This window comes from Geotalea toluenoxydans JCM 15764 (assembly GCF_001311985.1).
Taxonomy (GTDB): domain Bacteria; phylum Desulfobacterota; class Desulfuromonadia; order Geobacterales; family Geobacteraceae; genus Geotalea; species Geotalea toluenoxydans.
Map to the genome: position 1 here is coordinate 58,671 of NZ_BBCJ01000008.1, position 21,056 is coordinate 79,726.

At 50.7% G+C, this 21,056-nt stretch carries 20 protein-coding genes, 3 pseudogenes and 1 riboswitch; of the genes and pseudogenes, 12 read left to right on the forward strand and 11 right to left on the reverse strand.

Translation table 11 applies throughout. The features are described from left to right. Window positions 1-258 precede the first annotated feature (258 nt). The 7 genes from JCM15764_RS06675 (at window position 259) to JCM15764_RS06695 (ending at window position 6,109) form a co-directional block, all read left to right on the forward strand. A complete protein-coding gene (locus JCM15764_RS06675; RefSeq protein ID WP_243688502.1) occupies window positions 259-1,737 on the forward strand; it encodes a bifunctional aminoglycoside phosphotransferase/ATP-binding protein in 1,479 nt (492 codons plus the stop codon). Next, window positions 1,728-1,985, forward strand: coding sequence for a hypothetical protein (locus tag JCM15764_RS06680; RefSeq protein ID WP_012648109.1), 258 nt, complete (start codon window positions 1,728-1,730; stop codon window positions 1,983-1,985). Before JCM15764_RS06675 ends, JCM15764_RS06680 begins: the two co-directional genes overlap by 10 nt. After that, window positions 1,985-2,503, forward strand: a complete 519-nt coding sequence (locus JCM15764_RS22215) for a sodium:solute symporter family transporter (protein WP_243688503.1) — start codon at window positions 1,985-1,987, stop codon at window positions 2,501-2,503. The genes JCM15764_RS06680 and JCM15764_RS22215 overlap by 1 nt, the downstream gene beginning before the upstream one ends. Window positions 2,504-2,568: 65 nt before the next feature. Next, window positions 2,569-3,744 (forward strand): SLC5/6 family protein, encoded by a 1,176-nt coding sequence (locus JCM15764_RS22220; RefSeq protein ID WP_243688504.1) that lies wholly within the window; start codon window positions 2,569-2,571, stop codon window positions 3,742-3,744. Between the two features lie 77 nt (window positions 3,745-3,821). Further along, window positions 3,822-5,225, forward strand: a complete 1,404-nt coding sequence (locus tag JCM15764_RS22225; protein WP_243688505.1) for a GAF domain-containing SpoIIE family protein phosphatase — start codon at window positions 3,822-3,824, stop codon at window positions 5,223-5,225. A 110-nt stretch (window positions 5,226-5,335) separates the two neighbouring features. After that, on the forward strand, window positions 5,336-5,563 hold the full coding sequence (locus JCM15764_RS06690) for an STAS domain-containing protein (RefSeq protein ID WP_279384313.1): 228 nt from the start codon (window positions 5,336-5,338) through the stop codon (window positions 5,561-5,563). Window positions 5,564-5,683: 120 nt separating this feature from the next. Beyond that, complete coding sequence (locus JCM15764_RS06695; RefSeq protein ID WP_054693864.1) at window positions 5,684-6,109, forward strand: ATP-binding protein; 426 nt, start codon at window positions 5,684-5,686, stop codon at window positions 6,107-6,109. A 1-nt stretch (window position 6,110) separates the two neighbouring features. Here the strand turns inward: JCM15764_RS06695 and lgt are convergent. After that, a pseudogene (gene lgt / locus JCM15764_RS06700) lies at window positions 6,111-6,897 on the reverse strand (prolipoprotein diacylglyceryl transferase). 154 nt (window positions 6,898-7,051) lie between these two features. Next, a riboswitch (M-box (ykoK) riboswitch) is annotated at window positions 7,052-7,221 on the forward strand. A gap of 72 nt (window positions 7,222-7,293) precedes the next feature. Here lgt and JCM15764_RS06705 point away from each other — a divergent pair. The 3 genes from JCM15764_RS06705 to JCM15764_RS06710 are packed head-to-tail and all read left to right on the forward strand — an operon-like array spanning window position 7,294 to window position 9,882. After that, window positions 7,294-8,550 (forward strand): magnesium transporter, encoded by a 1,257-nt coding sequence (locus JCM15764_RS06705; RefSeq protein ID WP_054694010.1) that lies wholly within the window; start codon window positions 7,294-7,296, stop codon window positions 8,548-8,550. 34 nt (window positions 8,551-8,584) lie between these two features. Next, complete coding sequence (locus JCM15764_RS29390; RefSeq protein WP_279384314.1) at window positions 8,585-8,719, forward strand: hypothetical protein; 135 nt, start codon at window positions 8,585-8,587, stop codon at window positions 8,717-8,719. After that, window positions 8,695-9,882 carry an Nramp family divalent metal transporter gene (locus tag JCM15764_RS06710; protein ID WP_243688506.1) on the forward strand — a complete coding sequence of 396 codons (1,188 nt, stop codon included), beginning with the start codon at window positions 8,695-8,697 and terminating at the stop codon, window positions 9,880-9,882. The genes JCM15764_RS29390 and JCM15764_RS06710 overlap by 25 nt, the downstream gene beginning before the upstream one ends. Window positions 9,883-9,971: 89 nt before the next feature. On the opposite strand, the gene JCM15764_RS06715 is transcribed toward JCM15764_RS06710, so the two are convergent. The 7 genes and pseudogenes from JCM15764_RS06715 to JCM15764_RS06745 all read right to left on the reverse strand — a co-directional run bounded on the left by JCM15764_RS06715 (window position 9,972) and on the right by JCM15764_RS06745 (window position 17,360). Further along, on the reverse strand, window positions 9,972-10,511 hold the full coding sequence (locus JCM15764_RS06715; RefSeq protein WP_054693867.1) for a DUF4124 domain-containing protein: 540 nt from the start codon (window positions 10,509-10,511) through the stop codon (window positions 9,972-9,974). A 35-nt stretch (window positions 10,512-10,546) separates the two neighbouring features. Then, window positions 10,547-10,891 carry a histidine triad nucleotide-binding protein gene (locus tag JCM15764_RS06720; protein ID WP_054693869.1) on the reverse strand — a complete coding sequence of 115 codons (345 nt, stop codon included), beginning with the start codon at window positions 10,889-10,891 and terminating at the stop codon, window positions 10,547-10,549. A gap of 76 nt (window positions 10,892-10,967) precedes the next feature. Next, window positions 10,968-11,711, reverse strand: a complete 744-nt coding sequence (locus JCM15764_RS06725) for a TlyA family RNA methyltransferase (RefSeq protein ID WP_054693872.1) — start codon at window positions 11,709-11,711, stop codon at window positions 10,968-10,970. Between the two features lie 29 nt (window positions 11,712-11,740). Beyond that, window positions 11,741-13,581 (reverse strand): annotated as a pseudogene (locus JCM15764_RS06730) (UbiD family decarboxylase). Window positions 13,582-13,785: 204 nt separating this feature from the next. Beyond that, window positions 13,786-14,956 (reverse strand): annotated as a pseudogene (gene nifS / locus JCM15764_RS06735) (cysteine desulfurase NifS). Then, window positions 14,953-15,813 (reverse strand): Fe-S cluster assembly protein NifU, encoded by an 861-nt coding sequence (gene nifU / locus JCM15764_RS06740; protein WP_012648121.1) that lies wholly within the window; start codon window positions 15,811-15,813, stop codon window positions 14,953-14,955. The pseudogene nifS and the gene nifU overlap by 4 nt, the downstream one beginning before the upstream one ends. A gap of 128 nt (window positions 15,814-15,941) precedes the next feature. Further along, complete coding sequence (locus JCM15764_RS06745) at window positions 15,942-17,360, reverse strand: phosphoglucomutase/phosphomannomutase family protein (RefSeq protein ID WP_054693875.1); 1,419 nt, start codon at window positions 17,358-17,360, stop codon at window positions 15,942-15,944. Between the two features lie 225 nt (window positions 17,361-17,585). Between JCM15764_RS06745 and JCM15764_RS06750 the strand changes: the two genes are divergently transcribed. Together JCM15764_RS06750 and JCM15764_RS06755 are read left to right on the forward strand one after the other, a co-directional pair. Next, window positions 17,586-17,879 carry a PxxKW family cysteine-rich protein gene (locus tag JCM15764_RS06750; RefSeq protein ID WP_012648123.1) on the forward strand — a complete coding sequence of 98 codons (294 nt, stop codon included), beginning with the start codon at window positions 17,586-17,588 and terminating at the stop codon, window positions 17,877-17,879. A 75-nt stretch (window positions 17,880-17,954) separates the two neighbouring features. Next, the gene (locus tag JCM15764_RS06755) at window positions 17,955-18,407 is read left to right on the forward strand and encodes an NUDIX domain-containing protein (protein WP_054693876.1); all 453 of its coding nucleotides are present in this window, start codon (window positions 17,955-17,957) and stop codon (window positions 18,405-18,407) included. Window positions 18,408-18,424: 17 nt separating this feature from the next. On the opposite strand, the gene JCM15764_RS06760 is transcribed toward JCM15764_RS06755, so the two are convergent. The 3 genes from JCM15764_RS06760 to accC all read right to left on the reverse strand — a co-directional run bounded on the left by JCM15764_RS06760 (window position 18,425) and on the right by accC (window position 21,053). After that, a complete protein-coding gene (locus JCM15764_RS06760) occupies window positions 18,425-19,246 on the reverse strand; it encodes a menaquinone biosynthetic enzyme MqnA/MqnD family protein (RefSeq protein WP_054693880.1) in 822 nt (273 codons plus the stop codon). Window positions 19,247-19,324: 78 nt separating this feature from the next. Next, window positions 19,325-19,711: a glycine cleavage system protein GcvH gene (gene gcvH / locus JCM15764_RS06765; RefSeq protein ID WP_054693883.1), complete on the reverse strand. Its 387-nt coding sequence runs from the start codon at window positions 19,709-19,711 to the stop codon at window positions 19,325-19,327. Window positions 19,712-19,760: 49 nt separating this feature from the next. Then, the gene (accC, locus tag JCM15764_RS06770) at window positions 19,761-21,053 is read right to left on the reverse strand and encodes an acetyl-CoA carboxylase biotin carboxylase subunit (protein WP_369412271.1); all 1,293 of its coding nucleotides are present in this window, start codon (window positions 21,051-21,053) and stop codon (window positions 19,761-19,763) included. Window positions 21,054-21,056: the final 3 nt, after the last annotated feature.

A 21,056-nucleotide genomic window follows, 5' to 3' on the forward strand; every position in this document is an offset into this window, starting at 1 on the left:
ATTCGACTAGACGTTTTTATAAGCGCCACCTGCCGCGGTGGAGAATTAGCAGCACATGAAAAGCTAACATAAATAGGGAATAGCGTCAAACAAACTTTATCATTCTTCGCCGGTTGCCATGCAGGGTTAATGTGATACCATTTGCAAATGAAATCAGAAACTTAAGGACTGCCAATGGCTCAAAAGTGGATAAGATCATTGTTGAATCTGCGAGCCTTCCCTGAAAAAACATCCTCAGTAAAACTCCTCCAGACCCATGTGTCATTTCTTCTTATAACCGACCATTATGTCTATAAGATAAAAAAACCGGTCAATTTCGGTTTTCTCGATTTTACCACCATGGATCGACGGCGCTTTTACTGCCAGGAAGAAGTCCGTCTGAATCGTCGTCTCTGTCCAGATATTTATCTGGGTGTTGTAGAGATCAGGAAAACCCGGTCAGGAATTGTCATCGACGGAGAAGGCAGGATCATCGACTATGCCGTAAAGATGAAAAGACTGCCGGAAGAGCGAATGCTGCATGTCCTACTCAGGGAAAATAATGTTTCGGAAATGGACATGCGTCGCATTGCAGCGACTATTGCAGATTTTCACAGGGCTGCAGAACGTAACCCTGAAACAGATGGCTATGGCAGCCTCGACAGCATAATTTACAACTGGGAAGAAAATTTTCAGCAGTTGCAGAGGTTTATCGGCATTTCGATTTCAGGGTGTCAGCTGCAGTTTCTCAAGTCATGGGTAAGCAGCTTCATTGACCAGAACCGGCGCCTGTTTCTGGAAAGAATCGAAAAAGGCTTCATCAGGGAATGTGACGGAGACATACACTCAGAGAATATATGCCTCACTGATACAGTCTGCATTTTTGATTGCATTGAGTTCAATAAACGATTCCGTTGCTGTGACACAGCTTCAGATCTGGCTTTTCTGCTCATGGACCTGGACTACAACAGAAAGAGCAACCTGGGTGATGTTCTGCTGGATGAATACCTGTTGCAGACCGGGGACAAGGGACTGACGGCGTTGATTGATTTCTACAAGACCTATCGTGCCGTTGTCCGGGGCAAGGTGGAAAGCTTCAAATTGCAAGAACCGGAGATTCCTGCGGGGGAAAAAGAGTTGGCCGGACAAAAGGCAAGCCTTTATTTCCACCTGGCACGGGGCTACCAGTTGCGGCAACGACTTAAGCCTGCGCTTTTCATAACCTGTGGCCTGATGGGGAGCGGCAAAAGCTCATTGACCAAGGCACTGGCATTGGAATTGGGACTTGAAACCACTGTTTCGGATGCCATAAGAAAAGAAATTGCCGAATCGGCAAAGGACAGAAGTGACTACGGTGAAGGGATATATAGCCAAAGCTGGACAGATGCAACCTACAAAGAACTTCTTATTCGCAGTGAACACGCCCTGGCTGCAGGAAGCAGCATCATCGTCGATGCCACATTCCGACGCAGGTCAGATCGTTTGGCGTTCAGACTTGTGGCAGAAAAACTGGGCGTTGATTTCATTATTATCTCATTGTCTTGCCCCGATCACATTACCAAAAAGCGCCTTATGCAGCGCGAGAAGGACCCTCTGGCATTATCCGACGGCAGATGGGATCTGTTCCACCGGCAAAAGTCAGAGTTTCAGCCGTTGGAAGAAAATGAAGGGAAAATAATTCCCATTGATAGTTCCGCCCCTTTATTGGATAATATCGATCATCTTCTCGGTAAACTGGAGCTGATCCAATGCGCATGAAACTCAAACAGTTGCTTTTGCTGAGTCTGCGGACCAGAGAGTCATGGGTGATCTTTTTCATTCTGGGGATCATCATGATGAATTATCCCTTTATATCCATTTTCAACAAGCCGATTTACTTCTTTGACCTGCCTCTTCTTTACCTTTATTTGCAACTGGGTTGGCTCATCTCCATCTTTGTCATCTTCCTTTTCACCAAAGCAAATCATTTTGCCGACAAAAACAACAACCACAAGGGGCGCAGTTAATGGTCAGTGCCGAACTGGTCTGGGGGATATCAATCCTCTACATAGCTCTCCTCTTTCTGGTAGCTTACCTGGCTGACAAAAGGCAGAGAGCAGGCCAAAGCATTACCTCCAATGCAGTTGTCTATTCTCTTTCAATCGCCGTTTATGCCACATCCTGGACCTTTTACGGCAGCGTAGGCAAGGCAGCCACAACCGGTCTGGATTTCATACTCATCTATCTGGGGCCTTCACTGACAGCCTTTTCCTGGTGGTTTCTGCTACGCAAGATCATCCGGGTAACCAAAGAAAACAACACCACATCACTGGCCGACTTCGTCAGCTCTCGCTACGGCAAGTCCCAGTGGTTGGGCGCACTGGTTACCATCATCTCCATTACCGGTATAATGCCCTACATCGCACTGCAACTCAAAGCTGTTTCCAGCGCCTTTTCCATCCTGACCGGCCATCCGGATTTCCATCTGCGTTTCATGGACAGCATTTCCCTCCCCTCACCCCACCCAGGCTTTTTTTCCGCCTGATACTGGCTGCTTTCAGCGTCATTTTCGGCGCCCGGCATCTCGTGTCATCGGAACGTCATGAGGGGATGGTTGCAGCCATTGCAGTTGAATCCATTGTCAAACTAGTTGCTTTTCTCACCGTCGGCATCTTTGTCACCTATTTCCTCTTTGACGGCATCGGCGACATTTTCCAACGCATGTACATGAAAGATCCTGTCCTTACTGAACACCTGATAACCTTAGGTGATGAACAGGAAACCTCCTATACAACCCTGTTCACCATGCTGTATCTGTCAATGGGAGCTATCATGTTTCTCCCGAGACAGTTTCAGATAATGGCCATAGAGAACTCTTCAGAAAAACACATCACCAAAGCCATGTGGCTTTTCCCCTTCTACATGTTTCTGATCAACATCTTCGTCATGCCCATCGCAATGGGGGGCATTCTCATCACCGGCAGCAATCTCAATTCAGATTACTTCGTCCTGACTATCCCTTTACAGACAGGAAACCAGTGGATAGCGCTCATTGCCTATATTGGTGGTTTTTCCGCAGCCGCCGGCATGGTGATGGTTGAATCGATCACCATTTCAACCATGCTGCTCAATCATGTCATCATGCCGATCGTAATAAGACTGAAACCGCGAACCTGGTTTCCTGAGCTGCTCATCAACACCAAGAGGGGCGGGATCTTCCTGGTGGTCTTTCTCGGCTACTTCTATCAGAATATCGTCGGCGAGACCTATATGCTTGTGACCATGGGGCTCATTTCCTTTGCCGCCGCCGCCCAGTTCGCCCCTGCCGTGCTCGGCGGCCTCTACTGGCACCGTGGCAACAAAGTCGGCGCCCTCACCGGTATGTTCCTCGGCTTTATCGTCTGGTTTTACACCCTGCTGGTTCCTTCATTTATAAGATCGGGATGGTGGAACAGCGACATCATGACCAACGGACCGTTCGGGCTCCGCTTTCTGAGGCCCACTGAGCTCTTCGGCCTTACCGGGTTCGACATGTGGAGTCATGCCCTGTTCTGGAGCCTCTTTTTCAACTTGGGCACATATCTGATTCTCTCCATCCTGACAGATCAGGACGAAAAAGAGCAGGAGCAGGCAAGGAGATTCATTGATGTCTTATCCCCCGAAAGGGGCAAGGCTCGATGGGAAACCAAGCGACTTTCCAAGCCGGTGACCATTCTGCAGTTCGTAAACCTGATGGCGAAATTTATCGGTGAAGCCAGGCCCATGCTGCAATCAGCGACTACATAGGCAACAGGGAGATCGACAGCCGGGGTGGAGTTTCAGAGTTCGAGCTTCCCGACCTGAAGCGCTTCATTGAAAAGACTTTGGCCGGTTCCCTTGGCGCTGCAGCGGCGGGGGCCGTTGTCGAAAGCTATCTCACCGACGTCGGTTCGAAGATGGAATCGGTCTACGACATATTCAGCACTGTCCGCACCTCCCTCGACCAGAGCAGAGAGGCGCTTTTCGTCAGGCTCAGGGCATCGGAGATCATGAACCGCTCCCTGGATCTGAAAATCATCATGAAAGACCTGTTGGAATTGTTGCAGAAGGAGTTCAAATTCGATCTTTGCATAATCAGGCTAGTGGACGAAAAAGGCATCTTGACTGTCACTGCCTATCTCGGACCGGAAGATCAGCAGATAACGAAGAACAACTGGGTTCCTGAGATAGATACCCACATCGGGGAGGCATTTCTCAGCAACAGAACCGAATTTGTCAACGACACCCGATACCTGACCAAGCAGAAATCAAGGGAGATCATGGAACGTGAAGGGATAAAATCCTTCGCCCACATTCCCATCGCCAGCGAAGGTGAACCGCCGGTCGGCATACTCTCGGTATTCTCCAAGTCAATCATCGGATTATTCACCGAACCTTTCCTCCAACTGCTGGGAAGCCTTGCCGGCCAGCTTGCCCAGGCAGTCAGGATTGTTTCGGAGCGTGAAGCAAAGGAGAAGGAACGGCAACAGAAAGAGGCAGCCCTGTTGGAAAACGCACGGGTGGTACGGGACATGGAGATTGCCAAACAGATACAGCTTTCACTGCTGCCCGCTTCCCCCCCCGACCTGCCGGGGGTGCGCTTTGCCAGTTGCTGCGTTCCTGCCGCACATGTGGGTGGTGATTATTACGATTTCTTTGTTCGTGGCAAAGACATGGTTGACCTGATAATCGCCGATGTTTCCGGACACAGTGTGGGGGCCGCACTGATCATGGTCGAGACACGTAGCGTTCTCAGGGCACAGGTACCACTGACCACATCCAGCAGTGAAGTCCTTGCCTCGCTGAATGGGCTACTGTATGAGGACTTGACCAGGGCGGAACTGTTCATCACCATGTTTTATGCCAGTTACGATGCAGGCACCAGACTTCTCCGCTATGCAAATGCGGGTCACAACCCGCCATTGATCATGAAACCGGGAGGATCAGCCTGCATCGAACTGGATGCAGAAGGGCTCATACTCGGCATAAACCGCTCAGTTTCCTTCGAAGAAAAGCTTTTTCAACTGCATGCGGGTGATCTGGTACTATTGTATACGGATGGTATCATAGAGGCACAAAACGACGAGGGAGAACTTTTTGGCGTGGACAGGCTCTGCATGATCCTCAATGGAATGTCTCAGGAATCACCCGACAGAATTATGGAGAAGGTGCTGGCTGAAGTTACTCAGTTTGCCGGGTCTAAACCACTGGAAGATGACATCTCAATGATAATAATGAAGATCGACTGACAAAAAAGCGAGTCGCAGCTAAAAACAATTTGTTGAAGGTGGTGCTGCGGTGTTATAAACTATGAAATTAATGATACAACAATCATATCCCGTTTCAGAGGGGGCACATCATGAATCTGCGGACTGAACTAAAGAATGACATAGTGATCATTTATGTTAATGAGGAAAGACTTGACGCCCATAATTCAGGCGAATTGAAGGTCGAGGTGCAGAAGCTCTTCGAACAGGGCCGAAAAAATATGCTCATCGACCTGAAAGATGTTCGCTTCATCGACAGTTCCGGGCTGGGAGCCCTCGTCTCCGGATTCAAAAACGCCATTTCCCATCAGGCAACCTGAAGCTTTCGACCCTGCAGTCACAGGTAAAATCAATGTTCGAACTGACCAGGTTGCACAGGGTTTTTGAAATATTTCCCTCTACCGCAGAAGCACTTGAAAACTTCTAAATGTGAGGCTCAGATGGAAAGAAACGAGATAGAGGTAGATATCAAGGTCCCCAATCAGACCCGCTACTTGAGTCTCATAGGCCGGATCGGTGAAGACATAGCCAAGGAACTGGTCAGATATACAGGCGACAGGGATACGCTGGCCTATCATCTGAATCTTGTGCTGACAGAAGCCATGGTAAATGCCATAAAACATGCCGGCAGTGAAGATTCAGACAACCTGGTGCACATCATCATCAATATCTGTGAAAGCGAGCTGACAATCAAGGTGTTCGATTCGGGACAAGGGTTCGATATCAATATCATCCCCCCCCCCAATTTCGAGGAACTGGAAGACCGGGGTCGCGGCATTTTCATGATAAAATCGCTGATGGACTCGGTGTCTTACAAAAAAATGTGCGACGGCAACATTCTGGAAATGAAAAAGAAGCTGCAATAAGTCAGTTGGAATGCCTTTTGGCCCTGAGGTACAGCCACACGATCATCCCGCACCCAAGCAACGCCATCGGCAAGCTTAGCAACTGTCCCATGGAGAACCTGCCTGCAACAAGGCCAAGCTGGCATCCGGCTCCCTGAAGAACTCAACGATAAACCTGAAAAGTCCATACAAACCGATAAACGACCAGAAGACAGCCCCCTCCGGATGTTTCCGTCTACCTAAAAGCCATAGTATCGAAAACATTAGTGGACCCTCCAGTACGGCCTCATACAACTGGGAAGGATGACGCGGCAAATTTCCTGCACCGGGAAATACCACTCCCCATGGCACGTTGGTAACGCGTCCATAAAGTTCTCCGTTGATGAAATTGCCTATCCTGCCGAGACAAAGACCGACGGGCCCGGCTATGAAGCCGATGTCGCAATCTGATAGAAGCCGATCCCTTTCTTTCTGATATAATAAAAACCAGCTGCGATGGCGCCCAGCAGACCTCCATGGAAGGACATCCCGCCATGCCAGACGGCAAATATCTCAAGGGGTTTTGCCAGATATACCTGCAGATCGTAGAAAAGTATGTAGCCCAGACGACCACCCAGTATTACACCGAGAGCCACAGTGAAAATAAGGTCTGCCACATCATCCTTGCTCAAGGGAAGATGCTTTTTTTTCGCCCCTGCCTTGATTATGAAATACGCGGCAATGAATCCGATGATGTACATGAGACCGTACCAGCGGAACTGAAGGGGACCGATGCGCAGAAAGACGGGATCGAAATCCGGAAATTTCATTAGAAGACTCCAGAGGAAGTTTGCCCTAAGGTAACAACAAACGACTGCAGTGTCAACGCCGAGACGCCCATGCAGAAAACTTATTAAGATTGGCAGGCCCTGAGGGACAACAAACGGTTGACAAAAAATGTCTCGGGGCATATAAATTTCAGGAAAAATTCCTCGTTAGGAAGAGGCGTTAGCACAAACAGAAGCTACTGCCCAGAAACGTCGAAAGACGCCAATGTGGTAGACCAGATTCAGTCGGATTAAGGCTTTATCTAAGGTAGCTGGTGGTGGTTCACCTACGTTGTGCTCTGCTAAAACTCAAACCAGGGGAAAATGGTGTCCTTTTGCGCATGAGGCCCTTTCTCCCTGAAAGGGCCTTTTCTTGTGAATACGGATCAAAAGGACATAATGAGCGAGATCTTTCTCAGCACCGTGCTGGGAAAGACCGTCATCAACACCCAGGGGCACGAGATCGGCAAGTTATGGGACCTGATCATGGTTCCCGGCGAAGTATTTCCCCAAGTCTCGCACCTCCTGGTAAAAAAGGGCTCGCGGGTTTTGGCCCTGCCATGGAAACGCATCTCCCTTTTCAACCGTTATGTCATTTCCGTATCCGGCGCCTCAAGCCATCTTCCCGAATATCTGCCCAGAGAGAACGAGATCCTCGTCAAACGTCACATCCTCGACAAACAGATTGTGGACGTCAACGGGGCGAAGGTGGTTCGGGTCAATGACCTGAAGCTTGGCAGCTACAAGGACCACCTCTGCATATTCTTCGTCGATATCGGCTTCAGAGGGCTGCTGCGTCGCCTTGGATATGAACGCCTCGGGGAAAAAATGGCCAGCCTTATGAAGATCAAGCTGGCACACCAGCATATCAGCTGGGAATATGTGCAACTGCTAGAAATGAACCTGTCCCGGCTGACTCTGACCGTTGCCCGGGAACAGATGCAGGAACTTCACCCTGCCGACCTTGCCCATATCATCTCCAGAATACCTGCCAAAAACATCCAGACCGTTTTGAACTCACTGGATACGGAAACCGCGGGTGAAGCCATTCATGAACTGGAACCAGAGCTCAGAAGCCGCATCATCAGCCAGCTGGACAGTGAGCAGGCTTCTGACATCCTGGAAGAAATGGATCCTGACGAAGCGGCCGACGTCCTCGGCGACCTCCCCGAAGAAAAGGCCCAGGAGCTGCTGGGTTTGATGGATGAGGAAGAGGCTGAGGATATTCAGGAACTCATGGAACACGAAGAAGATACCGCCGGCGGACTTATGAACAGTGAATTTCTGTCTGTATCCAGCGAGCTGATGGTGGCTGATGCCATGAAGGTGGTAAGGCTTCTGGCCCCTGATGTGGAAACGGTCTATTACATTTATGTTGTGGATAAGGAAGAGCGCTTACAGGGGGTCATCAGTCTGAAGGAATTAATTCTGGCCCATGGGGAAGAGCCTGTCTCCAAGCTCATGACCACCAATCTGAAGACAGTGGGTGTTGAATCCACCCCGGAAGAAATTCTCGAAATCATAGCCAAGTACAACCTGATAGCTGTGCCGGTTCTTGACAAGGAAGAAAAGATGGCAGGGTTGGTAACGGTTGACGATGTCCTGGAAATGTTCCTGCCTTACGCCCTGAAACGCAGACGATATCACCACCATTAGCAGTATCAGAAAACTCAAAGGATTTGGACGATAAATGTTTACCGGCATCAGCATAACGAAGTTGTTCAAGCCCATCCGCAAGGTGAACAGAAAGAACATCTTTCTCTTTCTCGCCATCCTCGGGCCGGGAATAATTACCGCAACGTGGATAACGATGCAGGCGGCATAACCACCTATTCACTGGCCGGCGCCCACTACGGCTACACCCTCCTTTGGGCCATGATCCCGACCATGATTGCCCTGGTTGTTATTCAGGAGATGTGCGCCCGCATGGGAGCAGTGACGGGCAAGGGGCTGTCGGACCTGATACGGGAGTCCTTCGGCGTAAAGGTAACTTTCTATGTAATGATCGCCCTCCTGCTCACCAACATGGGCAACTCCGTTTCAGAGTTCGCCGGTATTGCCGCCAGCCTTGAGCTGTTCGGCATCAGCAAATATGTGTCCGTCCCCATAAGTGCCGTCCTGGTATGGCTACTGGTGGTGAAGGGCTCCTACAAGGTAGTGGAAAAGGTCTTCCTCGTGGCTTGCATGGTTTATATAGCCTACCCTGTCGCAGCATTCATGGCCGGCCCCCAATGGGGTACAGTACTCAAGGCAACGGTAGTCCCCAGTTTCCGCATGGACAGCGGCTACCTGATCACCCTCATCGGTGTCGTCGGTACGACCATTGCTCCATGGATGCAGTTCTACCAGCAATCCGCCGTCGTAGAAAAGGGAATAACCATAGATCAGTACAGCTTTTCCCGGATGGATGTCATGATCGGCTGCCTGATGGCCATCGTCGTCGCCTTTTTCATCGTCGTTGCCTGCGCCGCCACCATAAACCTGCAGGGGCTGAAGGTGGAGACCGCTGCAGATGCCGCTCTCGCCCTTAAACCCCTGGTGGGAGAGTATGCATCATCACTGTTCGCCTTCGGCCTGTTCAATGCTTCACTCTTTGCCGCCTGCATCCTCCCCCTTTCCACTTCCTACTACGTCTGCGAAGGAATGGGATGGGAGTCCGGGATTGACAAGGATTTCAGGCAGGCGCCCCAGTTTTTCTGGCTTTTCACCATCATCATCGTCATCAGCGCGCTTACCATTCTCCTGCCCGACGTGCCACTGATCATGATCATGTTCATTTCGCAGGTGGTAAACGGCACGGTGCTTCCCTTCGTTCTCATCTTCATGCTGCTCCTGATCAATGACAAAAGCCTGATGGGTAACCATACCAATGGTCTGGTATTCAATTTTATTGCCTGGATCACCGTTGTTGTCATGATTGGTCTGACACTACTCATGACCGTAGATCTGCTGTCTCCCGGTGCAGTGGGAAGAATATTCGGGTTTTGACCAATGTCTGCGTCGGTAACTTCAGCAGTGCCTCCCTTTAAAGGAAAAATAGAAAAGCCCGGTATGCCGGGCTTTTTCAGTCTTACCTGCTATTCCATCACATTCGGTGGCACACCAGCCTTTGCAGCAGATGCGTTAAAGGCATCCAGCTTCTTTCTCAGGTCGTTAAGTCTCGATTCCGTGTTCTTTACCGTATGCTGAAGGCCTAAGTACTCTGCACGGGACATCCTGGTTGTATCGCCCAGACGCCCATTCAGGTGATCCAGTTGTTCTTCTGCAGCCTTGACATCAGCTGAAAGCTTTCCGTATTCGGCCTTCCAGGCAGCTTCATTCTTACCGCCATAAACGGCAGGCTTCTTCTTGGTTTCCGCTCCGGCAACATCTTCCTTTACCTTGCTCTGCCCCTCTTCCGCCGTAGTCTTTCCCTTTTCGCCATTGTCTGTCTCGATTACCCGGGGTTGAGAATCCTCTTCTGCCCCCAGTATTTTTACGCGCTTGCGGTACTTTTTAGGCACATTGCCCAGATCTTCCGTAAAATTGACCGTTCCTCTCTCATCAGTCCATTCATAGGTCACGGCGAATGCCGGCACAGCAAAAAGGAGAAGAGAAAATACTAGTAAGGTTTTCATGCAATTCCTCCACTTGATGTAATCTATCTGTGTTGTTAGCCGGGAGGCCAGTTGAACTGCCTCCCACCGAGAAGGTGAAAGTGAATGTGAAATACCGACTGACCCGCTCCGGCATTATTGTTGTTGACGATACGGAAACCGTCCTCAGCAATGCCTCTTTCCCGGGCGATGGCTGCGGCGACCCGAAACACATGTCCTATCAAGGCTTCGTCCTCCGGTTGAAGGGCAAGGGTATTGGCCACATGCTTTTTAGGGATGACAAGCAGATGTTGCGGCGCAACCGGAGCAATATCCTGGATCACCAAAAGCTGGTCGTCCTCGAAGACCGGCTTAACCGGAATTTCCCCTTTAATCATTCTGCAGAAGAGACAATCCGTCATGCCGTCCTCCCCTTTCACTGTGAAAGAATTTCAATAATCGTTTATACTCTGCTGAAGGCTGTTTTTCAAGAGATACTCATTCACTGCTCGGCTTTGACAGGTAAATGAGAAATTCCCTGTTTCCTTTCGGCCCAAGGATAGGAGACTCGGTAATGCCTTTGACCTCCGTCTTCAAATCCAGCGCCATGGCAGTAATGGCAGAGATAACCTCTGCGTGCTTCTTTACGTCCCGCACCACTCCCCCCTTCCCCACCTCACCGCGCCCGACTTCGAACTGTGGCTTGATGAGAGCTACTACAACGGCAGAAGGCGAAATAAGATCAAGTACCGGCGGCAGCACCTTGTCAAGAGAGATGAAGGAGGCATCTATGACTGCCATCTGGGGGACCTCTCCCAACTTATCCCGCTCCAGATAACGGATGTTGGTCTTCTCCAGATTGATTACCCGTTCATCCTGGCGGAGCTTCCATGCCAGCTGACCATAGCCCACATCGACGGCAATAACCTTTGCTGCCCCGCGCTGGAGCAGGCAATCGGTGAAACCGCCGGTAGATGCCCCAACATCCATGACAACCAGGCCGGTTACGTCTATGGCGAATTCATCGAGGGCCTTTTGCAGCTTTAAGCCACCACGGCTGACAAAGGGAAGTACCTCCCCTTTCAGACGTATTTCCGCATCTACGGCAACCATTTGTCCGGCCTTATCGGCCAGATGGTCGTCCACCACCACCTGCCCGGCCATGATCAACGCCTTGGCCCGTTCCCGTGAAGGCGCCAGTCCCCGATCAAGCAGAATCTTATCCAGCCTCTCTTTAGCCACTTTTTTCGGTTCCCGTTTTACTGCTCATTTCAGATAATCCCATGGAGAACACCGCCCGGAGCGCCCAAAGCATCGACCTTTCTTTCAATAGCCGGGTCCGGGATCAGTGGTGGCGCATGGTATTCCTTGGTTCTGGCATCGATTACCAGTGGGCCGGTGCAGCCCCAGTGCTTGCTCACGTTGGATGCGCCGATGCCGTATATATCAGAAGCGGGATTCGATTTGATAAAGGTGACCCAGAGAACGTTATTCAAGGTTCTGGCGGTGAATTCACTGTCATCGACAATCACCACCAAGGGAAAGGAAGTGAGAGGATGGCGTTGACCGAACTGGCGACAGAAATCCTCAACAACCGGATCCGGGCAATTGGGGCCAGTGGTGCACCGGGGGCCGCGAATGGCCAGAATCCCAGGCAGGCAGACACGTGGCTCAGCGAATCCGCTCGGCAGCGAAAAGTCACCTGGTAAAACCGAGGATAGCTCCCGCCGTTTGTTGCCTGCTGCAGCAATCACCACTTTGGAACCGGAATTGAGGCCGCTTCCCGAATAATCCAGAGTATCGATGGTGGTGCTGGTCTGGAAATGGAGATCGCGCTCCAGTCGACCCTCTCCAGCACATGCCGAAGGAACGCGGGAATGTCATGGATATCCAGTGCCGGATTATCCTCTTGGGCACCGATGAAAAGGTACTTGGCAAGGGAAAGCTGGCCCTGGCCCAGGATGGCGTTGGCAATGGTAAGCAGTTCCTGTGGTTCCCTTTCTCCGGCATAGGGGACATAGCGCTCGCTTCCCAAGGCCAGCAGAAGCGGATGCACTCCTGCCGCATCGACGGCATGAACCGCCCGCACACCGGGAATGACCGTGGGGATGAGTGGCCCGGTGATCTCGTGGATGAAAGCACCGAAGGAGGTATCTTCCTGGGGCGGCCTGCCAACGGTCGTAAAAGGCCAGATGGCGTCACGGCGGTGATAGACTCTCTCGACGCGGACAACGGGAAAATCATGGGCCAGGCTGTAATAACCCAAATGGTCGCCGAATGGTCCTTCCGGGAGGGTTCGATCGGGATCGACAATACCGGTAATGCAGAAATCGGCCTCTGCTGCAATGGGTAGTTGGCCATTCCTGCAGGCCATCTCCAGTCTATGACCTCCCAGCAACCCGGCAAAGGATATTTCCGGCATCCCTTCAGGGAGGGGCATGACCGCCGCCACGGTCATCGATGGTGCACCGCCGACGAAGATATTGACGCGGAACGGCAGGCGGCGCTCCAGAGCTTCCGCATGGTGAACACCGATACCACGGTGAATCTGGTAATGGAGGCCGATCTCCCCGTTGGGGCGGTACTTGCCCCCGGAAAGCTGCACCCGGTACATGCCCAGGTTGGAATGGCGCAGGCCGGGCATTGCCGCACTCTCCGAATAGACCTGCGGCAAGGTGATGAAAGCCCCTCCGTCATCGGGCCATGATTTCAGCTGCGGCAGTTGGTCGATAGTGGTCTGCATTTCCATGACTGGTCCGCTCGACACTTTTTTCGGCAACAGATGGAGAGCCGCCGGCAAGGTACCGAGAAATCCAAAGGGGTCTTTGATCGCTGCCCTCGGGTTTATTTTCATTGCTACCAGGCGCTCCATGTCCTTCAAGGTATCCCTGAAAATATACCTGGTCCTCTCCAGGGTACCGAAGAGATTGCCCAGCATGGGAAACCTGCAGCCGCGTACGTTAGTAAACAATAACGCCGGCCCATCGGCCTGATAAACACGGCGCTGGATGGCGCCCGCCTCAAGCTCGGCATCCACCTCATGGTTAATGCGGAGGAGTTTTCCTCCCGCCTCCAGATCCTTGACGCACTCCTGTAAATTTCGATAGCCCATTTAAATACACTGCTCCAATTCACATCAATGTGTCTTCGAATGTTTTTGTAATGCACCTGCCTGTTCAAGTCAACAGCAAACACTCTGTGAACACCAGAAGATCCGGACCAGGTGAATTCTTAAAAACACCTGAAAGAGAAAAACGCCCCGCCATGAAAAATAAATGGCAGGGCGCTCTGTTTACTGTTTGGGGTGAAGCTTTTCCTATTTTGACTGCAGAAACTCTCTGCCGAAGGGAGACATTTCACGCAGACGGTTGACGACCGGGGGCAGTTCGCGAATAACGGCATCGATATCCCCATCGGTTGTAAAGCGAGACAGGGAGAACCTGATCGAGCCGTGGGCACAGGTAAATGGCACCCCCATGGCACGAAGCACATGGGATGGCTCCAGTGAGCCTGAAGTACAGGCACTGCCGGATGAAGCACAGATGCCCTTTTCGCTCAACAGCAGCAGGATAGCCTCTCCTTCTACAAACTCAAAGGCGATGGAGGTCGTGTTGGGAAGCGGTCGGCAGCCCCTCCGTTAACGCGGGCACTGGGGATGAGGGCCATCAGCTCTCTTTCAAGCCGATCGCGCATCCCTTTCACTCTTGTATTCTCATCTTCCATGAATTTTGTGGCCAACTCGCAGGCCTTGCCAAGGGCTATTATGGATGAGGTGCTTTCCGTACCCGCCCTGCGCCCTTTCTCCTGGTGTCCACCGACCATGAATGGCCTGAAAGGAACGCCCTTGCGCACGTAAAGGACGCCGATTCCCTTGGGTGCATGCAACTTGTGCCCCGACAGGAAAGCATGTCGATGGAAGAAGCCGCCATGTTGAGGGGGATTTTTCCCACTGCCTGGACCGCATCGGTATGGAAGAGTGCTCCTTTTTCCTTGGCAATGGCCGCAACTTCTTCCACAGGAAAGATGACGCCGGTTTCGTTGTTGGCATACATCACTGAAACAATGGCAGTATTATCATCAATGGCCGATTTAAGTTCATTGAGATCCAGCCGGCCGGCATTGTCCACATTAAGCTCGGTGACCCGGTATCCCTTTTTGGTCAGGTTGCGGCACAGGGTCAGGACGGCGGGGTGCTCCACACGGGTGGTGATGATATGCCGCTTCTCAGGAAAAACCTCAAGGGCTGACCGAATGGCGGCATTATCGCTCTCCGTGCCGCAGGCGGTAAAGATGATCTCTTCGGGGAGTGCCCCCAAAAGAGCCGCAACCCGGTTCCGGGCCTCGTCAACCTTCTTTTGCACCTGGCCACCGAAAAAATGCATGGAACTAGGGTTGCCATACAGTTCGCAAAAATAGGGGCGCATCTCTTCAAAGACAGCCTCATCCACCTTTGTTGTGGCATTGTTGTCGAGATAAATTTCCTTCATCCCTGGACCTCCTCCACTGTAATATCATCGGATACCAGTTCGCGAAGTTTCTGCTCGACGAATTTCGCCGTAAATCCGGAAGAAGCACAGCCGGCGCAGGCTTTGCGGAAAGCAATCTGCACCTTGCCGCCGTCTATGTCGATCAGCTCCAGGTCCCCGCCATCAGCCCACAGTTGCGGGCGTACCTCATTCTCCAGGGTCTCCTGGATAAGCTGCATTTTGCGCATGTTGGTCAGCTTGCCCGGTTTTTTTTCTTCAGCTTTCTTTTCTTCACCCATAACTTCGGCGATAAGCTCTTTGATTTTTGGAATACAGCCGCCACAGGCACCACCGGCCTTGGTAAAATGGGTGACCTGCTCGGCGGTATGCAGCTTGTTTGAGGCAATAACCTTTTTCAGGAAGACGTCGGTCAGACCAAAGCACTTGCAGACTATTTCCCCCTGCATATCTGCATCACCATGCTCGTGATCATGCTTCGGCACAGCCACGCCACGATACTTGGCTATGGCGACCTCCAGAGCCTCCTGTCCCATGACCGAACAATGCATCTTCTCTTCAGGCAGGCCACCAAGAAAATCAGCTATCTCCTGATTGGAAATCTGCAACGCTTCATCCAGGGTTTTCCCTTTCACCATCTCGGTCAAAGCCGAAGAGGAGGCAATGGCGCTACCGCAACCGAAGGTCTGAAAGCGGGCGTCTACAATGCGCTTCTTTTGTTCATCCAGCTTGAGGAATAGCTTGAGTGCATCGCCACAGGCAAGACTACCAACCTCACCAACAGCATCCGCATCCTCTATTGAACCGACGTTTCTCGGATTCAGAAAATGGTCTTTCACCTTTTCTGTATAGTCCCACATACATCCTCCTTTTTCTCAACCATATATAAGGCAAAGGCACAAAGCTTGTAAAAGAAGCATGAGGCACCTCTTTCAGCAATTACCTTTGCGCCTTTGGCACATACATATATTTACAATATATTACAAATTCACTCAAGTATTAATTTTCTACCGGCAGCCAGAAGTTCCTTGAGCCGTTCTTCTGATGGTGCTTCCGCATAGAGGCGCACCACTGGTTCCGTTCCCGATTTCCGGAACAGGAGCCAGCTGCCGTCTTCAAGGAGGAACTTGGTGCCGTCAATGGTCACTGTTTCCTTCAATTTTACTCCGGCAATAACAGCCGGGGTTGCTTTCAATTTATCGGCGAAAACAGCCTCGATCTCCGGGGCCAGGGTGATATTCTCCCGTTTGGTAACAAAGCGCCCCACCTGCCCATAAAGTCTTTCCAGGAGCGTGCGTACCGGCTGTCCCTCGCGGGCAACCATTTCCGCCACCAGCAGACAGGCAAGTATGCCATCCTTTTCCGGCACATGACCCTTTATGGTCAGGCCGGCACTCTCTTCGCCGCCAATGATAATCTTGTCCCGGCTGATCAGCTCACCGATGTATTTGAAACCTACCGGAGTTTCAAAGACTTCAATACCATGTTTTGCCGCCACAGCATCGACAAGACTGGAGGTAGCGACGCTCCTGGCAACCCCTCCCTTAAGACCCCTCACCCTGACCAGATAGTCGAGGAGCAGTGCTATTACATAATTAGGCTCGATGAATGAACCATCTTCGTCAACAATGCCGAACCGGTCCGCATCCCCATCCGTGGCAATACCCAGTTTGATTTCGGGGTCGCTTTTAACAAGGTTTATGAAATCCTGGATATATTTTTCTGATGGTTCGGGAGGAAAACCGCCAAAATATGGATCACGATGTTCATTTATCACCACAACGTCTACACCATGGGCACGCAACGGTTCAGCAAGGTAACCACGCCCGGTACCATAGAGCGGATTGACCGCCACTTTGCCCAATCGGGCAATGGCGGCAAAATCAACCTTGGTGGACAGGTCATCAAGGTATGTTTGCAGTGGGTCTATTTCCACTAATTTGCCGTCACGCCTGGCATCATCAAGATCACATTCCTTGTAGCAGATCTCCCCCAGCATTTCGTTGGCTCGCCGTTCTATATCACGCGTTGTTTCGGGTAAAGCTGGTCCTCCCCAGGAAGGAGAAAACTTGATGCCATTATATTCAGGAGGGTTGTGGCTGGCAGTAAAGTTAATGGCGCCGGCCGCCTTGCGGCGCAGTATTTCAAATGCAATTACCGGTGTGGGTGTGTCCCTGGTACAAAGAAAGGTCCTTATCCCTGCACCGGTCAAGACTCGAGCAGCTTCATTGGCAAAATGCTCACCCATGAAACGAGAATCGTAGCCGACTATTACCCCTTTTTCCTTTTCCCCGGCAGCAATTACGTTATCGGCAATGGCCTGAGTAACCACCTTGACATTTTCAAAGATGAAATCGTCGCACACGATTCCGCGCCAGCCGGATGTACCGAAACTAATACGTTGCATAACATTACTCCTTAGGTAAAATAAATTGCATTCGCTTCCATCCGAAACTGTAATACCCTGAAAATTAACCGCAACAAAACCCATCACAAGGTTAATATATAGGCTATGCGGAGTCAAGGAGAACAGACTTTTGCAGGGGATTTTCCTGTTGACATTATTCTTTTAAAATTGTTAGAGTGAATGCTGCTGAACGATCACGAAGCAAAAGAAACAGGAGGAATATCAATGCAGTGTCAAACAGTACTTCCCGGTGCCGAGTGTACCTTTTGGGGGAAACAGGGTTGTGTATTTGCTGAAGGCTCTTGCCAGATTGTGGTTGAGAATTGTGAGGGTTGTGAAAGGATTGTTGACAGCAGCATCGGCAAGGTGTGCAGCGCTTATCCCGCTCCCGAAAAGAAATGGTCAGCCGGCTTGTGCAACTTTGCCACTCATGTGAAGGTTGAGATAAAGAGCGAAGAAACCAAGGTGAACCCGCTCAAGGCATCCAAGAAAGCTTCCGGCGGTGGCAAGAAGAAGTAACCAACCGCAAACAGTGGTACAGGAAAGGGAGGAGTTCATCCTCCCTTTTTTATTTCCCTGGAAAGGAGGAAGTCCTTGCCATTTGACTATCTCGGTTGTCCAAAATGTGGTGAAAAGGTCAGATCTTACCGCAACCCCTTCCCTACCGTTGATATCATCATTGAAATCAATGAAGGGATCATTCTGATCGAGCGAAAAAACGAGCCTTACGGATGGGCTATCCCAGGCGGCTTTGTCGACTATGGCGAGTCGTTGGAAGATGCTGCCGTTCGGGAGGCACAGGAAGAAACCTCCTTGCAGATCAGCAACCTGCGACTGCTAGGATGCTACTCCGACCCCGGCAGGGACAAACGTGCCCATACTATCTCTACAGTCTATGCAGCCACCGCCCAGGGCGTTCCAAAGGCTGCCGACGATGCAGCAGCGCTGACCATCTTCCCGCTGGAGAAGCTTCCTCAAGAATTATGTTTTGATCACCGGCAGATTCTCGATGACTATCGCCGCATGAAGTCACAGGGTAATATCTGAAGAGAAACAGGTTTCATTCAGGAAAACAGTGAAATCTCAGGCTGGGTCGGGATCAATTCCATTTCTGCAGCATACCGGTAAAAGGTCTCCAGCCCCTTGAGATGATCTGCTGTCAGGTCGTATGAGATCGTCTTCCAGTAGTCCACAAGCGCTGACGCGCTCATCCATTCCCTCTCCCTACTATCCAGGGCTATCGAATCATATGAATCATAGGCCAGCTTTTTGGCAAGGAGCAGATTGTCCCGAAGAAGCAACATCTCTGTGTGCTTCCGAGCAGCAGCCTCACGCCTCACAATCCAAAGCGCAAAGACAAAGGGTAGACCGGTAAACTCATACCACTGCTGGCCCAGATCATAAACATGGAAATGATGTTCCGAAAGAGACGCTTTCAACGCCGCATCACCGATAAGGAGCAAACCCTCATTTGCCTGGAGCGCCTCCTTCAATGGAAGCGGTGTCCTTTGATATTCATTGTCGTGACCATATTTCTTTTTCAAAATTATCTTTAGCAGGTTAACGGAGGTATCGGACTCGGTTGTAAGACCGATAGTCTTTTTATGCAGATTCTCAATGGGAATGCGCGAAAAGAGAAAGACACTTTTCACTGCGCCGATGGAGCTGATTGATATCTGCGGCATAAGGCAATACTTCTCAAAAGATTTTCCATACTCTATGGATGATGAAGGACTTACATCCACTTCCCCTTTGGAGAGCATGGCGTTCAGCGCAGAAGGCACTTCCCTGACAAAATGATATCCACTACAGTCGAAGTTCTTCTTTAGGGCTGTAAATATGGGAGTACAATTGGCATATTCTATTTCGCCTATTCTGATTTCCATTGTTGAACCTCTTACACATAAAAATAAAAAGGTGAGACAAAGCGTCTCACCTTAAAAAAGTTATCAGGCGTTAAATTTTCAGGAGTTATCGGCAAGATGATCTTCGTAAACATCCGCGGACATAAGCAGATTTAGTTCCTCCGGATCTGCCATATCGACAACCACCAGCCAGCCACTGTCATAGGGATCATCATTGACCATTTCCGGAGTGCCGTGAAGTTCGGAATTTACCTCTTTGACAGTGCCGCTAATAGGCGCATATAGTTCTGCAACTGTCTTTCTTGCTTCCACCGAGCCGAACGAGTCATCCTGTTCAAGTTCTTCGCCAACATCAGGAAGATCAACAACCGTTATGGATCCAAGTTCCTGTTGGGCGTAGTCAGTAATGCCGATGATTCCTCGGTTACCTTCAACTCGGACCCACAGATGTTCTTTGCTGTATTTCAGTTCTTCAGGGCAGTCCATTATTACTCCAGAACCATCTTCTCGATGAAACTTGTATCTATGTTCCCTTCTATGAAGTCTTTGTTTGCCATAATGCGCTTGTGAAAGGGAATGGTCGTCTTAATCCCCTCGATGATGTATTCATCAAGGCCCTTGCCATGCGTTTAATGGCATCTTCCCTGGTTTCGGCATGGACTATCAGTTTGGCTATCAGTGAATCATAGTGAGGCAGCACGGAATATTGGTCATATACAAATGAATCGACACGGACGCCAAGACCACCGGGGGTATGATAAGAAGTTATCTTCCCTGGACAGGGAGTAAACTTGGCAGGATCTTCAGCGTTGATCCTGCACTCAATGGCATGGCCGTTGATCTTGATATCACTCTGCTTATAACGAAGCTTGTGGCCCGCAGCAGAACGAATCTGCTCGCGCACGATGTCGACGCCGGTAACCATTTCAGTAACGGGATGCTCCACCTGAACCCTGGTATTCATTTCCATAAAAAAGAAATCATTGTTCTTGTCGACAAGAAACTCCATGGTACCGACGCTGTTGTAACCGACGGCTTTTGCCGCTCGAACGGCTGCGTCGCCCATGATTTTTCTCAACTCAGGAGTGCTTACGGTTGAAGGGGCCTCTTCAATTATTTTCTGATGCCGGCGTTGGATGGAGCAGTCGCGCTCGCCGAGATGGATGACATTGCCATGCTTGTCGGCCAATACTTGAATCTCCACATGGCGCGGGTTCTCGCAGTATTTTTCGATGTAAACCTCGGGATTGCCGAAGCCGGCCTGTGCTTCCGCCCTTGCTGTAGCAAAGGCATTGGGCAGTGCCGCCGGGGAATGGACTATCTTCATTCCTCTGCCGCCCCCCCCTGCGGTAGCCTTGATTATCACCGGAAAACCGATTTTCTTGGCAATTTTGACCGCCTCGTTAACATCGTTGACCCCTTCCTTCGTACCGGGAAGAATGGGCACCCCTTCCTTGATGACGGCCTGTCTTGCGCTGATCTTATCCCCCATCAGGCGCATGCTCTCAGACGATGGGCCGATAAAGGTTATACCACATTTTTCGCAGATTTCAGCAAAAGCAGCATTCTCCGAGAGAAACCCGTATCCCGGATGAATTGCTTCTGCATCGGTCAATTCCGCGGCGCTGATTATGGCATTTATATTCAGATAACTATGGATACTTGGTGCAGGTCCGATGCAGACACTTTCATCGGCAAGCTTGACATGCAAAGATTCGCTGTCTGCAGTGGAAAAAACGGCAACCGTCTTGATTCCCAACTCTTTACAGGCCCTGATTATACGAAGGGCGATTTCGCCACGGTTTGCAATGAGCACTTTATGGAACATCTA